10 protein-coding genes and 1 pseudogene are annotated in these 14,237 nt (G+C 73.1%); 4 read left to right on the top strand and 7 right to left on the bottom strand.

Annotation, left to right across the window (positions count from 1 at the left end; genetic code table 11):
* The 5 genes and pseudogenes from ACFV04_RS29800 to ACFV04_RS29780 all read right to left on the bottom strand — a co-directional run.
* Positions 1-250: pseudogene (locus tag ACFV04_RS29800) on the bottom strand (ABC transporter permease); the annotation flags it as partial.
* Positions 247-1,245, bottom strand: coding sequence for an ABC transporter ATP-binding protein (locus ACFV04_RS29795; RefSeq protein ID WP_380338034.1), 999 nt, complete (start codon positions 1,243-1,245; stop codon positions 247-249). The gene ACFV04_RS29795 and the pseudogene ACFV04_RS29800, both read right to left, overlap by 4 nt.
* 153 nt (positions 1,246-1,398) lie before the next feature.
* Entirely contained in the window at positions 1,399-2,733 is a 1,335-nt protein-coding gene (locus ACFV04_RS29790; protein WP_380533721.1) for an NYN domain-containing protein, read from the bottom strand.
* Between the two features lie 287 nt (positions 2,734-3,020).
* Positions 3,021-4,067 carry an aspartate-semialdehyde dehydrogenase gene (locus ACFV04_RS29785; protein ID WP_360256874.1) on the bottom strand — a complete coding sequence of 349 codons (1,047 nt, stop codon included), beginning with the start codon at positions 4,065-4,067 and terminating at the stop codon, positions 3,021-3,023.
* A gap of 136 nt (positions 4,068-4,203) precedes the next feature.
* On the bottom strand, positions 4,204-5,094 hold the full coding sequence (locus ACFV04_RS29780) for a dihydrodipicolinate synthase family protein (protein WP_380533719.1): 891 nt from the start codon (positions 5,092-5,094) through the stop codon (positions 4,204-4,206).
* Between the two features lie 72 nt (positions 5,095-5,166).
* Here ACFV04_RS29780 and ACFV04_RS29775 point away from each other — a divergent pair, with 72 nt between their 5' ends.
* Positions 5,167-6,054 (top strand): LysR family transcriptional regulator, encoded by an 888-nt coding sequence (locus ACFV04_RS29775; RefSeq protein WP_360256880.1) that lies wholly within the window; start codon positions 5,167-5,169, stop codon positions 6,052-6,054.
* 150 nt (positions 6,055-6,204) lie between these two features.
* On the opposite strand, the gene dnaE is transcribed toward ACFV04_RS29775, so the two are convergent.
* Both dnaE and ACFV04_RS29765 read right to left on the bottom strand, forming a co-directional pair.
* Complete coding sequence (gene dnaE / locus ACFV04_RS29770) at positions 6,205-9,738, bottom strand: DNA polymerase III subunit alpha (protein ID WP_380338025.1); 3,534 nt, start codon at positions 9,736-9,738, stop codon at positions 6,205-6,207.
* A 383-nt stretch (positions 9,739-10,121) separates the two neighbouring features.
* Positions 10,122-11,195, bottom strand: coding sequence for a hypothetical protein (locus ACFV04_RS29765; protein ID WP_380338023.1), 1,074 nt, complete (start codon positions 11,193-11,195; stop codon positions 10,122-10,124).
* Between the two features lie 260 nt (positions 11,196-11,455).
* Between ACFV04_RS29765 and ACFV04_RS29760 the strand changes: the two genes are divergently transcribed.
* From ACFV04_RS29760 to ACFV04_RS29750, 3 genes are all read left to right on the top strand, one after another.
* Positions 11,456-11,869 carry an I66 family serine proteinase inhibitor gene (locus ACFV04_RS29760; RefSeq protein WP_360256886.1) on the top strand — a complete coding sequence of 138 codons (414 nt, stop codon included), beginning with the start codon at positions 11,456-11,458 and terminating at the stop codon, positions 11,867-11,869.
* A gap of 260 nt (positions 11,870-12,129) precedes the next feature.
* On the top strand, positions 12,130-12,894 hold the full coding sequence (locus ACFV04_RS29755) for an ATP-binding protein (protein ID WP_380338018.1): 765 nt from the start codon (positions 12,130-12,132) through the stop codon (positions 12,892-12,894).
* A gap of 386 nt (positions 12,895-13,280) precedes the next feature.
* Positions 13,281-14,060 (top strand): VOC family protein, encoded by a 780-nt coding sequence (locus tag ACFV04_RS29750; protein WP_380338015.1) that lies wholly within the window; start codon positions 13,281-13,283, stop codon positions 14,058-14,060.
* The last annotated feature ends 177 nt before the right edge of the window (positions 14,061-14,237 follow it).

The raw sequence follows: 14,237 nt of genomic DNA, 5'->3' as shown, positions 1-14,237 counted from the left end.
CGCTCGACCCGGCGACCACCGACCGCGCCGCCGAGGACTGGCCGGCCTCCACCACGCCCCGCATCATCACCAGGATGCCGACGGACTGGAAGGTGGCGACGAACAGCAGCGGGATCCGCGCGACCCGCGCCCGGGCGAGCTGCGCCCGGTACACGGCGGCGAGGGCCGGCAGCAGCCGGGCGGCGGGGGCGAGCGGGGCGGGTCCGGTCGTGGTCCGGTCGGTCCGGGGCGGCGCCGAGAGCAGGGTCACTTGGCCAGTCCTCCGTGGCGGCCGCCCAGCTTGAGGTAGGCGTCCTCAAGGCTCGGGGTGGCGAGGGTGAAGTCGTCGAGCGCGGCGAAGGCCGGGCCGGTAGTGACGGCGGCGACCAGTTCGCGGGCCTGCTCGGGGGTGGTCCGCACGGTCCAGCGGCGCCCGGTGCGTTCGGCCCGTTCGCGCAGCGCGGCGACGGCGGGGACGCCGAGCGGTGCCTCGTCGCGCCAGACCAGGTCGAGCCGGACGTCGCCGTCGACGAGCGCCTTCAGCCCGCCGGGCGTGTCGCAGGCGATCACCCGGCCCTCGTCCACCACGGCGACCCGGTCGAGGACGGTCTCCGCCTCGATCACGTTGTGGGTGACCAGCAGCACGGTCGTCCCGTGCTCGGCGCGCCGCCGGTCGACGGCGCTCCACACGGCCCGCCGGGCGACGGGGTCCATGCCGGTGGTCGGCTCGTCGAGGACGAGCAGCGGCCGGTCCCCCACGAGGGCGGCCGCGAAGCAGGCGAGCCGCCGCTGCCCGCCGGACAGCTTGGCGAGCGGCCGCGCGGCGATGGCCGTCAGCCCGAGTTCCTCCAGGACGTCCGCCGCCGTGCTGCGAGCCCGCGCCCGGCCGAGCCCGCGCAGGCGTCCGGTGGTCTCGGCGGCGAGCGCGACGGTCAGTTCGTCCAGCGCGGTGGATTCCTGCCCGAGGTAGCCGAGCAGCCGGGCGGCGCGTTCGGGGTGGCGGACGATGTCGTGGCCGAGGAGTTCGATCGTTCCGGAGTCGGGGCGCAGCAGCCCGGTGAGCTGGCGGACCAGCGTCGACTTGCCGGCGCCGTTGGGCCCGAGCAGCCCGAAGACCTCGCCCTGCCGGACGGTGAGGCTGATGCCGTCGTTGGCCCGTACCTCGGTGGCGGCCGCGCCGCGCCCGTTGCGGTAGGTCCTGACCAGGTCGCGCACGGCAACGCACGGCGGGGTTTCCTCGGGTGCTCGCCCGGCCGTCTCAGTCACGACCGAAGACTCTACGCGCTCATGCGGGCGAACCGGACAAGGGGGCCTGATCACCGGAAACCGCGGGCACCCCGGCCGCCGGTCGGACGCCCGCCGGGCGCGCGCCCGGGACGCCGGTGGGGCGTGCGCCGGGCGCGTACGGGCGGCCGGGCCTCAGTCGTCGACGACCATCGAACCGCCCGGCACCCTCGCGGCCAGTTCCTTCCAGAATCCGGCCCGGATGGCGTAGCGGTCGTGCTCGTCGATCTGGTCGTCCTTGTGCGCGAGCAGTCCGAAGCGGGCGGCGTAGCGGAGCAGTTCGCCGTCGACGCGGTGCGGGATGCGCGGGTAGTCGGGCCACAGCACGGTGAGCCGTTCGGAGTCGCCGACCCGGTCGCTCCAGCGGCGGGCGAAGACCTGCCCGACCTCGTGGGCGTCCCCGCCGATGGTGGTGATGTCCTCCTCACGGTCGGCCCAGCGCTGTTCGGAGGTGGTGAGCTGGGCGAGCGTGGGCAGGTTGTCGCCGGCGGTGACGGCGGGTTCGGGGGCGGGCCGGTCGACCCAGCCGCGGTCGGAGGACCACCGCAGGACCGGTCCGGCCTGGGCGGCGGCGCCGTGCCCGTTCGCCGCGTGCCCGTTGGTGCCGTGTCCGCTGGTGCCGTGTCCGTTGGCCGTGTGCCCGGCCGTGCCGTGGCCGACCGCTCCGTGTCCGTTCGCCACCGGGGTGATCGGTGCGACGGCCGGGGCCCGCCCGGCCAGGTCCTTGGGGGTCGGGACGACCTTGAGCGCGGTCGCGGCGGATTGCGGCCGCCCGTTGGCGGCGGGGGCGGCGGACACCGCGGCGGCCGCGGCGGCCGGGCGGACCACCGGCGGCACCGCGCTGGGCAGGGTGGCCGGCGGGGCGGCGAGGATCTTGGCGATCTCCTGCCGGGCGCCGGGCGCCGGGAAGAGGCTGGCGCTGTCCCGCAGGGAGAACGACGCCTCGATCCACTCCCGGTCCAGCACCCGCCGCTCGTCGGCTTCGCCGACCAGGTCCTCCGACTGGTTGAAGTCACCGTCGGCGGCCTGCAGTGCCCACAGGTGGACGGCGACGCCGTGTTCCTTGGCGGTCATCATGCCGGGCAGCAGGTCGCCGTCCCCGGTGATCAGCACGACGTCGGCGCAGGCCCGGTTGCGGGCGAGTTCGGAGAGCTCGGCGTGCATCGCGGCGTCGACGCCCTTCTGCACCCAGCGCCCCTCGGCCCGGGTGAGGGCGCCGAGCCGGACGGTGACCCGGGGCAGGACCCGCAGCCGCCGGTGCTCGGGCATCGGGCGCCGGTCGGGGGCGGCGTCGAACCAGTAGATGCGCAGCAGCGGCAGCCCGGTCTCGGCTTCGGCGCGCTCGCGCAGCGCGCCGATGAGGGCCGTGTGGTTCACGGTGACCTTGGACCGGGAGGGATCCCCCGCGAGCAGGCTGGCGGCGGCGCCCAGCAGGTATCCGGCGTCCACCAGGACGACGCAGCGGTCCATCGCGCACCTCTTTTCGCTCGCCCTCGGAATCAGTCGGGTGGGTCGTTCGGGGTGGGCGCTCGGCCCTCCGTCCGGGCGCGCCGAGGTGAGGGGCCCCCGTCGTCGCCCGATCGTTGGGTCACCTTTTACCCGGGGTTCGCCTGCCGAACCTTGCCGGATGTCCCGGTACCGCAACAGCCGCCCGGCGGAACCGGAGAACGTGAAGGCGGGCCCCGTTCAACGACGGAGCCCGCCCGAGGTCACGCGGCGGCGGGCCGGCCCGCGGGCCGGCCGGTGGGTCCCGGAGTTCAGCCCCTGAGCTCCGCGGCGACCAGTTCGGCCAGCTGGACGGCGTTGAGCGCGGCGCCCTTGCGCAGGTTGTCGTTGGAGACGAACAGCGACAGGCCGTTCTCCACGGTCTCGTCCGCGCGGACGCGACCGACGTAGCTCGGGTCCCGGCCCGCGGCCTGCAGCGGGGTGGGGATGTCGGACAGCTCGACGCCGGGGGCGCCGGCGAGCAGCTCGACGGCGCGCTCGGGGCTGATCGGGCGCTCGAAGCGGGCGTTGATCTGCAGCGAGTGGCCGGAGAAGACGGGCACGCGCACGCAGGTGCCGGCGACCTTCAGCTCGGGGATGCCGAGGATCTTGCGGCTCTCGTGGCGGAGCTTCTGCTCCTCGTCGGTCTCGTTGGAGCCGTCCTCGACGATCGAGCCGGCCAGCGGCAGCACGTTGAAGGCGATCGGGCGCTTGTAGACCTTGGGCTCGGGGAACTCGACCGCGGCGCCGTCGTGGGCGAGTGCGGCGGCGCCGTCGATGACCTTGGCGGCCTGGTCCTGCAGCTCGGCGACGCCGGCGACGCCGCTGCCGGAGACGGCCTGGTAGGTGGAGACGACGAGCGCGGCCAGCCCGGCCTCCTCGTGCAGCGGGCGCAGCACGGGCATGGCGGCCATGGTGGTGCAGTTCGGGTTGGCGATGATGCCCTTGGGGCGGTTCGCGATGGCCTCGGGGTTGACCTCGGAGACGACCAGCGGGACCTCGGGGTCGCGGCGCCAGGCGGAGGAGTTGTCGATGACGACGGCACCGGCCGCGGCGGCCTTGGGCGCGAGGGCCTTGGAGGTGGAGCCGCCGGCCGAGAAGATCACGATGTCCAGGCCCGTGTAGTCGGCCGTGGCCGCGTCCTCGACGGTGATCTCGGTGCCCTGCCAGGGCAGCGTGCGCCCGGCCGAACGGGCCGAGGCGAACAGCCGGAGCTGCTCCACCGGGCCCAGTCCATCTTCACGACCAGCCCGCTCCGCCAGGATCTCGCGGACCACGCCGCCGACCTGACCGGTGGCACCGACAATGCCGATCTTCATTCCGACTACTCCTCTGGATGGTGCTGTTCACAGCCGCACTCTGCCCATCATGCCTTGTCACGCGGGCTGGGCGACCTGGTATTCCACGGTGTGAGAGGGCTCCCGGACATACCCTCGGGCGAACCCCGACAGACCCTTAATGGTCCAGACCATTCACCAGTGCCAGCGCGGCCTCCACCTCGGCCGCCCCGGCCGGCAGCAGCGGCAGCCGCACGTCCGGGGTCGGGATCCGCCCCAGGGCGTGCAGCACCCCCTTGGTGACCGCCGGGTTCGGCGCCGTGAAGGCGGCCAGCGCCAGTTCGGTCAGCCGGTGCCCGAGCGCCCGCGCCCGGTCGACGTCCCCGGCCCGCCAGGCCTCCGCCAGCTCCACGAACCGGCCGGTGGCCAGGTGCGCGGAGGCGAGGATGCCCCCGGCCGCGCCGAGCGCCAGCATCGGCGCGAGGAAGGCGTCCTCCCCGGTGAGGAAGGCGAACCCCGCGGGGGCGTCGGCGAGCAGCTCGGCGGCCGCCTGGTCCAGCCCGCCGGTCGCGTACTTCACGCCCACCACGCCGTCGATCGCCGCGAGTTCGCGCAGCGCGGCGGCCGACAGCTGCTGCCCGGTGCGGTACGGGATGTGGTAGACGACCAGCGGCAGCGGGCTGCTCGCGGCCAGTGCCCGGAAGTGCGCGACCGTCCCCTCCTCGCCCGGCCGGACGAACGACGGGACGGTGACCAGCGCGGCCGCCGCCCGCGGCGCCCGCGCGCCGAGCGCGGCCAGCGACCCGGCGGTCGCCCTGGTGTCCCCGCCGTGCGCGCCGACGATCAGCTGGGCCCCGCGCGCGGCGCAGACGGCCGCGGCGACGTCCACCACGGCGTCCCGCTCCTCGGCGGTCAGCGCGGCCGGCTCGCCGGTGGTGCCGAGCACGGCCAGTCCGGCCGCACCGGCGTCGAGCACCTCGTACGCGAGCTTCTCCAGCGCGTCCGTCGCCACCGAACCGTCGGCGGCGAAGGGGGTGACGAGGGGGACGTAGATGCCCTTGAGTTCCATGCCCACGATCCTGCGGCCGCCCGTCACCGCAGGTCCAGTTCACATTTCCGACGCTTCTCGTAAGCTGAGCCGATGCTCGACGTACGACGCCTGCGCCTGCTGCGCGAACTCGCCCACCTCGGCACCATCGCGGCCGTCGCCGAGGCGCTGTCCTTCAGTCCTTCGGCGGTGTCCCAGCAGCTCTCCGTCCTGGAGAAAGAGGCGGGCGTGCCGCTGCTGGAGCGCACCGGCCGCCGGGTCACCCTCACCCCGGCCGGGCTGGGACTGGTCCGGCACGCCGAGTCGGTGCTCGCCCTGCTGGAGCAGGCGGGCGCCGAACTCGCGCACGCCAAGCGGGGGTTGGCCGGTCCACTGCGGATCGGCACCTACCCCTCGGCGGCCCGCGCGATCATCCCGGCGGTGCTCGCCGAACTGGCCGCCTGGCACCCGGGGCTGGAGCCGATGGTCACCGAGGTCGACCCGGCGGCGGTCGGCGCGGCCCTGCGCGCGGGCGAACTGGACGTGGCCCTGGTGCACGAGTACGACCTCGTCCCTGCCGACCCCGAGCCGGGCCTCGCGGCGACCCGCCCGGTCTTCACCGAGCCCATGTACCTGGCCGCCCGCACCCCGGCCACCCTCGCCGAACAGCGCGGCGCACCGTGGATCATGTCCCCGCCGGGCACCCTCTGCCACACCATGGCCCTGCGCGCCTGCGAGTCCGCGGGCTTCGCCCCCCGGATCCGGCACCAGATCGACGACTTCACCACCGTCCTGGCCCTGGTCGCCGCCGGCCAGGGCGTCGCCCTCGTCCCCCACCTCGGCACCGCCCAGCCCCCGCCCGGCGTCGTCCTCACCCGCCTGCCCGTGTACCGCCGTACCCGCGCCGCCTTCCGCGCCGGCGCCGGCTCCCACCCGGCCATCTCGGCCTTCGTCTCGGCCCTCCACACCGCCGTCCCCCCGGGCCTCGGCAGCGGCTCCTGAACCCGGTCGGAAAACGACGGCTCCCCGCGCCCGGAGGGGAGCGGGGAGCCGTACGGGAGCGGAGAGCCGTGCGGAGCGGCGGGCCGCTCCCGCGCCCGGGCGTCGGCCGTCAGGTGCCGGGCCGGCCCGTCGGGTGCCCGGCCGACCGGCTCAGACCGTCAGGCAGCTGGGGCCGAGCAGTTGCTTCAGGTCCCCGAACAGCGCCGGGTCCGACTTCACCCGGTGCCGGTCCAGCCGCAGCACGGTCGTCTTGTTGCGGCTCTCCAGCCGCACCCGCACCTCGGTCGTGCCCTTGTGGTGGGTCAGCACCTCGCTGAGGCGGGCGATCAGCGGCGGCGTGACCTTCCCGCTGGGGATGTTGATGGTGATCGGCGCCTCGGCGTGCGCGTTCGACAGGTCGGGGACGGAGAGCTCCATGCCCATCAGCCGCGGCACGTCCTCCCGCTTGTCGAGCTTTCCGCGCACGAACACCACGGCGTCCTCGACGAGTTGCGAGGACACCAGCTGGTAGCTGGCGGGGAAGAACATGCAGTCGATCGAGCCGGCCAGGTCCTCGACGGTGGCGATCGCCCAGGCGTTGCCCTGCTTGGTCATCTTCCGCTGGAGGCCCGAGATGATGCCGCCGATGGTGACGATCGTCCCGTCGGGCCGTTCGGCGAGGTCGGCGACCGCGCAGTCGGACTTGTCGGCGAGGACGTGTTCGATGCCGTGCAGCGGGTGCGAGGAGACGTACAGGCCGAGCATCTCCCGCTCCTGGGTGAGCAGGAAGGACTTCTCCCACTCCTCCTCGGAGAAGACGACGTCGAGTCCGAAGCTCGGCTCGTCGGCGGTGGCGTCGCCGCCGAAGAGGTCGAACTGTCCTTCGGCCTCCTTGCGCTTCACGCCGACGACGTTGTCGATCATCGGCTCGAACTGGGCACTGAGGCCCTTGCGGGTGTGGCCGAGGGAGTCGAAGGCGCCGGCCTTGATCAGCGATTCGACGGTCCTCTTGTTGCAGACCACCGACTCCACCTTGTCCAGGAAGTCGGGGAAGGAGGAGAACTTCCCCTTGGTCTTCCGGGTGCGGATCATCGACTCGACGACCGGCCCGCCGACGTTGCGGACGGCGGTGAGGCCGAAGCGGACGGTGTCGTCACCGTGCGGGGTGAAGTCCGAGTCGGACTCGTTGACGTCCGGCGGGAGGACGTTGATGCCCATCTTGCGGCACTCGTTGAGGTAGACCGCGGACTTGTCCTTGTCGTCCTTGACGGACGTGAGCAGGCCGGACATGTACTCGGCCGGGTAGTTGGCCTTGAGGTAGGCGGTCCAGTACGAGACCAGCCCGTAGCCGGCGGTGTGCGCCTTGTTGAACGCGTAGCCGGAGAAGGGGACGAGGACGTCCCACACCGCCTGGATGGCCGCGTCGGAGTAGCCGTGCGCCCGGCAGCCCTTCTGGAAGGGGACGAACTCCGCTTCCAGGATCTCCTTCTTCTTCTTGCCCATCGCGCGGCGCAGCAGGTCGGCCTGGCCGAGCGAGTAGCCGGCGAGGATCTGCGCGGCCTTCTGCACCTGCTCCTGGTAGACGATCAGGCCGTACGTCGGCTTGAGGATCTCCTCCAGGGGCTTCTCCAGCTCCGGGTGGATCGGGGTGATCTCCTGCTGGCCGTTCTTGCGCAGGGCGTAGTTGGTGTGGGAGTTGACGCCCATCGGGCCGGGTCGGTACAGCGCGAGGACGGCGGAGATGTCTTCGAAGTTGTCGGGCTTCATCAGGCGCAGCAGGGAGCGCATGGGCCCGCCGTCGAGCTGGAAGACACCGAGGGTGTCGCCGCGGGCGAGGAGTTCGTAGGTCGGCTTGTCGTCGAGCGGCAGCTTGAGCAGCTCGATCTTCTCGCCCTTGTTCCGCTCGATCGCCTTGACGGCGTCGTCCATGATCGTCAGGTTGCGCAGGCCGAGGAAGTCCATCTTGAGGAGGCCGAGGCCTTCGCAAGTCGGGTAGTCGAACTGCGTGATGGTGACGCCGTCGGTGTGCCGGGTCCACACCGGGATGTGGTCGGTCAGCGGTTCGGCGGACATGATGACGCCGGCGGCGTGCACGCCGGGCTGGCGGATCAGGCCCTCGATGCCGCGCGCGGTGTCGATGACCTTCTTGACGTCGGGGTCGCTCTCGTAGAGGCCGCGGATCTCGCCCGCCTCGCCGTAGCGCGGGTGGCTGTTGTCCGTGATGCCGGACAGCGGGATGCCCTTGCCCATGACGTCCGGCGGCATCGCCTTGGTGATGCGGTCGCCCATCGCGTAGGGGTAGCCGAGGACCCGGGAGGAGTCCTTGATGGCGGCCTTCGCCTTGATGGTGCCGTACGTGACGATCATGGCGACCTTGTCGGATCCCCACTTCTCGGTCACGTAGCGGATCACGTCGCCGCGTCGGCGCTCGTCGAAGTCGATGTCGACATCGGGCATGGAGATGCGCTCGGGGTTGAGGAAGCGCTCGAAGATCAGGCCGTGCGGGATGGGGTCGAGGTCGGTGATGCCCATCGCGTACGCGACCAGTGAGCCGGCCGCCGATCCACGGCCGGGGCCCACCGCGATGCCCTGGCTCTTGGCCCACATGATGAAGTCCGCGACGACGAGGAAGTACGCCGGGAACCCCATCTGGATGATGGTGTCCATCTCGTACTCGGCGAGCTTCTTGTGCTCCTCGTCGTACCCGTCCGGGAAGCGCCAGTCCATGCCCTCCCAGACCTTGGACTTGAAGAAGTCCGCCTCGGACTCGAAGCCCTCCGGGATGGGGAAGCGGGGCATGAGGTTCTTGAACGTGAACATGCCCTCGGTGTCGACGCGGGAGGCGACGAGGAGCTGGCTGTTGCGGCAGCCCTCCTGCCAGGCGTCCGAGGAGTCCAGCGCGTACATCTCGGCGGCGGACTTGATGTAGTAGCCGGTGCCGTCGAAGCGGAAGCGGTCCGGGTCGGAGAGGTTCTTGCCGGTCTGGACGCAGAGCAGCAGGTCGTGCGCGCCGGCGTCGGCCTCGGTGGTGTAGTGCGAGTCGTTGGTGACGACCGGCGGGATGTTCAGCTTCTTGCTGATCTCCAGCAGCCCGTCGCGGACCCGCTTCTCGATGTCGAGGCCGTGGTCCATCAGCTCCAGGAAGTAGTTCTCCTTGCCGAAGATGTCCTGGTAGTCGGCGGCGGACTTGACGGCCTCGTCGAACTGGCCGAGGCGCAGGCGGGTCTGGACCTCGCCCGAGGGGCAGCCGGTGGTGGCCATCAGGCCGCCGGCCAGGTCGGAGATCAGCTCCTTGTCCATCCGCGGCCACTTCACGAGCCAGCCCTCGGCGTAGGAGCGCGAGGTCAGCTTGAAGAGGTTGTGCAGGCCCTCCTTGTTCCGGGCCCAGATGGTCTTGTGGGTGTACGCGCCGGACGCGGAGACGTCGTCCCGCTTCTGGTGCGGCTGGCCCCACAGGATGCGCTTGGTGTTGGAGCGGGACTCGGGGGCGACGTATGCCTCGATGCCGATGACGGGGGTGATGCCGGCGGCGGTGGCCTGCTTGTGGAACTCGGCGGCGCCGTACATGTTGCCGTGGTCGGTCATCGCCACGTGGGTCTGACCGAGGCGCTCGACCTCCTTGAACATCTGCTTCAGCCGGGCGGCACCGTCCAGCATCGAGTACTCGGTGTGGACGTGCAGATGCGCGAACGGCTGGTCGCTCAAGGCGGGGCCTCCGGAGGCTCTGGTGCTGGGCTGGTGGGCCGGCGAACGTGCAGGTCACAGGGGTTGCCCCGGAAATGGATGTGGCCCGGACCACCTCGCGGGGTCCGGACCATCACTCACACGTTCACGCGTCCACTCTAGCCCCCTCGAACAGCTTCACCGCCCGGCCGGACGAGGCGCCCAGGCCGCCCCGGCGAGTCGCACCGCAGCGGCCTCTCGGCCCCAGGCACCCTCCCCGCGGGTGCGGGCGCGGACGTGCCCGGCGGCGGCGACGGGGTCCTCGGCGGCCCTCCTTGCGCCCGGGCCCCGGCCACCCTGCGACAGCCCGGGGAGGGCGCCCACGGGCGCGTGGACGTCCCGGTCCGACGCGCTCGGCCATCCGGCTACGCCAGGCCCGCCAGCCGCGCACCGGCGGCCTCGCGGACCTCCGGTTCCTCCAACGGATCGTCCCGCAGGTCGGCGAGCCTGCGCCGCACGGACGGCCGGTCGGGGGCGCGCTCGGCACCGAGCAGGCGGGCACTCGCCTCGCAGTCCCACAGCGACTCGACGAAGGCCTCCGCGGTGCCCGGAGCCCCCATCGCGGCCAGCGCCTCCAGGTAGGCGGGGCGCTCGTGGGAGTGCGGGGTGCAGAGCCAGAAGCGGCGCAGCAGGGACGCGGCACCGGCGGCCCGCGGGCCGAAGCGGGCCAGGCCGCGGGCGAGCGTGTCGGGGCCGCACCAGGACCTGTCCGCCCACCCCTGCTCCAAGGCGGCGAGCAGGACCGGCACGTCGCTCTCGTCACCGTGGGCGGCCAGCACCGCGAGACCCGTCCGGGCGAGCCACTCCGGCTCGGCGGCCGCCCACTCCCGGGCCGCCGGCACGGCCGCACCGGCCAGCGACTCGACCGCCCTCCCCAGCAGCGGCAGTGGTCGCGTGCCGTCCGCGGCGCCGAGGCCGGGAACCGAGGGGAGCAGCGCGGGCTCCGGCGGGCGGAGTGACAGGGCGAGGAGGACGGACGCCCTGGCACCCTCGGAGGTGTCCGGATCGCGCAGCAGGGCGAGCAGGTCCGCGTTGTCGCGGTCCGGGTACGGATCCACTCGCGGCGAGCGGCGGCGCACGGGCGGCTCGTCCTCCTCGGGGGCGAAGTCCGGCAGCGCCTGCCGGGCCTCCTCCGAACCGCCGAGCGCCAGCAGTTCCAGCACGTCCGCGGCCCGGTCCCGGGTCCCCTCGTCCCCGTCGAGGAGGTCCACCACCGGACCGAGCGGCAGCTCCAGGTCCCGGAGCAGGCGGGCGAGGTAGCCGGGCCGGTCGTCGACCTGCCGGTCCCAGCGCCACTCCCAGCGGATGCAGCCGTACACAAGGGCGGCCGCCGAGGCCGGGTCCTCGGCGGCGAGCAGCGCGCCCTGCCCCCGGCCGCGCTGCAGGAGTCCGGGGAGGGTGGTCGGCGGCGCGTAGCGGTCGTCTCTCTGCTCTGGCACGGGGTCCATCGTGCCGCAGCTCCCGGCGCACGGGCGGCGGGAGCCGTCGGGAGCGACGCGGGCCGGCTCTCATCGTCGGGCACCGTCGGCGCACTCGCCCCCTGCGCCCGACGTTCCCCTCCTCCGCCCCCGCCCCTCGCCCCGGCCCCCTCCCCCGTGCGTAACTCCTTCGGGTGAAGGCCGGTTGAGCGCACCACCGCGGTCCGCCGGGCCGCGTACAACTGTCACGCAATCCGTCACACACGGAAGGAATGGCAGCCATGACACGGCTGGACTCCGGCCTCCACCTCATCCACGCCGGCACCGCCCTCGTCGGCCGTGCCCTCCACGAGACGGAGGACCTGTCCCCCAAGGTCCTCCGGGTCGACACCGACGACCGGGACGCCATCTGGATCGTCGAAGCGCTCCCCGACGGCCGTTACAACCTCTATTCCAAGGGCGCCCCCGCCGGGATCGAGGACAACGGGACCGCCGGCCCGGTCGTCACCTTCCTCGTCGACCAGGCCGATGCCGTGACCTGGGAGCTGGCCCCCGTCGCCGACACCGGGAACGCCTACCGGATCACCGGTCCGCAGGGCACCTCGTGGGCGGTCACCGGGGCCGGGGAGCAGAGCCGGATCGAGGCCGTACCGACCCCGGGCGACGTCTTCACGTTCACCCGCATCGGTCCCTGACCACCCCTCCTGCGCAGGAAGTCGGCCCGCCCGACTTCCTGCGCGGCCCCGCCTGCGCGGCCCCGCCCGTACGACCTCACCCGCACTACCCACCCGCACGGGAGACCCCAACTCCCCATCCTCCAACGCCGGTCAGGCCTGCGACACGCCACACATGGAGCAACGTCGCGCCCGCTCCCACCGACCGCTGCCAGTCTGTGCCCCTGGCTGCTCCACGCCCGGGAGCCGACGGCAGCCGGGCGAGAAGTGGAGGCAGCGCCTTGGAGCACGTCGAACTGCAGTTGCCGTCCGTCCTGGCCAGCATCGCGGCCGCCGAGGAGTTCGTCTGCCGCCTGGCCGACGAACTCGGACTGGACGAGGACGGCCGCGACCGGCTCGGCCTGGCCGTTCACGAGGCCGTGGCGAACGCCGTGATCCACGGCAACCGCTTCTCGCCGGACCGGCAGGTCAGGCTGGCGGCCCACCACGACGGCGCCCGGCTCACCGTCACCGTCGGCGACGAAGGGCCGGGCTTCACCCCCGCCGCCCAGCCGTCCGGAGCCCTGAACCTCACTCCCTCGGGCCGGGGACTGACGCTCATCGAGCACTGCGTCGACGGCTTCCACGTCACCCGGCGTACCGGCCCACCACCGGGATGCGACGTCGTCCTGGTGAAACACCTCAGGAAGGAGACCACCGTGCCCGCTCTCTCCGTCTCCGAACGCCAGGAAGGCGACGTCACCCTGCTCGACCTGAAGGGCAGGATCACGATCGGCGAGGGCGACGTCATCCTGCGCGAGGCCGTCGCCCACACCCTCGACACCGGTCGCCGCCGGATCCTGCTCGACCTCGCCGACGTGACCTACGTCGACAGCTCCGGCATCGGCGAACTGGTCAGCTGCTGCACCACCACCGCCGGCAAGGGCGGCCGGCTCAAGCTCCTCAACGTCTCCGGGAAGCTCCAGGACCTCCTGACGATCACCAAACTGCTCGCCCTCTGCGAAGTCCACGACAGCGAGCAGGAGGCACTCGCGAGCTTCGACTGAGCGTACGGCGACGCCCGGTCCGGCCCCTCGCGCTCGACCCGCGCGAGGGGCCGGACCGCGTGTCCGTCCCGGCCCGCCCGGCGTCCCTCTCGGGCTCTCGAACGGCTGAGCCGGCCCACCCGCTCGACCGGCTGCCGCAGCACGGTCCTCGGCCTCTCGGGCGCCGCCCGGTGCGGATCGCCCGGGCGGACGGCCGCCCCTCCCCCACCGTCGGGAACCACGCCGGGTCGATCGGCATCCGCCCCGCACTCCCGCACCGGAATCCGACCCGTCGCCGGCCCTCGGGCCACTTCCCCGCCGGTTCCTCCCCGGCGGCGTGTCGAGTGGCGATTCACCGCCCACGACGAAATCGTGACCGGCAGCAAACCCCACCAGAAAGGGTCAAAATGCCCGAGGTCACCACCCCCTACGCGACCGGCACCCCCTGCTGGGTCGACCTGATGGCGAAGGACCAGCAGGCCGCACTGGACTTCTACCGCGACCTGCTCGGCTGGCAGGGCCGGCCCGGCCCGGCGGAGTTCGGCGGTTACGCGGTCTGCGAGCTCAACGGCAAGGCCGCCGCCGGCATCGGCCCGGCGATGGCGCCCGAAGGGATGCCCGAGCCGCCCACCGTCTGGAGCAGCTACCTGGCCACCACCGACGCCCAGGCCACGCAGGACGCGATCGTCGGCGCCGGCGGCACCCTGCTCGTCCCGGCGATGGAGGTCGGCAACCTGGGCCGGATGCTGATCGCCTCCGACCCGCAGGGCGCGGTGTTCGGCGTCTGGCAGCCGGGCGAGTTCTTCGGCGCCCAGGTGGTCAACGAGGCCGGCGCGCTCACCTGGAACGAGCTGCACACCAGTGACATCCAGGCCGCCACCGCCTTCTACGGCGAGGCGTTCGGCATCGAGATCGAGCCGATGGACGGCGCGGACTCGTACTGGGAGCTGCGCGTCGGCGGCCGGGCGGTCGGCGGTGCCACCCTCCTCGCCAACGACCCGCCCGGCACCCCGGCGCACTGGCTGACCTACTTCGCGGTCGACGACGTCGACTCCACCGTGGACGCCCTGGTCAAGCGCGGCGGAACGGTCCTCGCCCCGCCCTTCGACATGGTGGCCGGCCGCATGGCGGTCGTCGCCGATCCGCAGGGCGCGGCCTTCGCCATCATCAAGCCCACCCCGATGTAGCCCCCGCCCCGCCCGCTGGAGCGCCCGCCCCGAACCCAACCCGCGGGCGGCGCCCAATTAGGGAAACACGCCGACCACCCCCGCGACCCCCCCCCCGCCCCCCGGGCACCCCCCCCCAATCCCCCCCCCCCCCCCCCCCCCCCCCCCCCCCCCCCCCCCCCCCCCCCCCCCCGGGGC

The organism is Kitasatospora sp. NPDC059599 (genome assembly GCF_042735125.1).
Lineage (GTDB): Bacteria > Actinomycetota > Actinomycetes > Streptomycetales > Streptomycetaceae > Kitasatospora.
The sequence above is the reverse complement of the archived record's forward strand: the minus strand, read 5'-3'. Positions and strand labels throughout refer to the sequence as shown.

Excerpts from the sequence above, each read along its gene's own strand:
- ACFV04_RS29780 (WP_380533719.1), bottom strand. The coding sequence starts at position 5,094 with ATGGAACTCAAGGGCATCTACGTCCCCCTCGTCACCCCCTTCGCCGCC.
- ACFV04_RS29785 (WP_360256874.1), bottom strand. The coding sequence starts at position 4,067 with ATGAAGATCGGCATTGTCGGTGCCACCGGTCAGGTCGGCGGCGTGGTC.
- ACFV04_RS29750 (WP_380338015.1), top strand. The coding sequence starts at position 13,281 with ATGCCCGAGGTCACCACCCCCTACGCGACCGGCACCCCCTGCTGGGTC.
- ACFV04_RS29760 (WP_360256886.1), top strand. The coding sequence starts at position 11,456 with ATGACACGGCTGGACTCCGGCCTCCACCTCATCCACGCCGGCACCGCC.
- ACFV04_RS29790 (WP_380533721.1), bottom strand. The coding sequence starts at position 2,733 with ATGGACCGCTGCGTCGTCCTGGTGGACGCCGGATACCTGCTGGGCGCC.
- ACFV04_RS29775 (WP_360256880.1), top strand. The coding sequence starts at position 5,167 with ATGCTCGACGTACGACGCCTGCGCCTGCTGCGCGAACTCGCCCACCTC.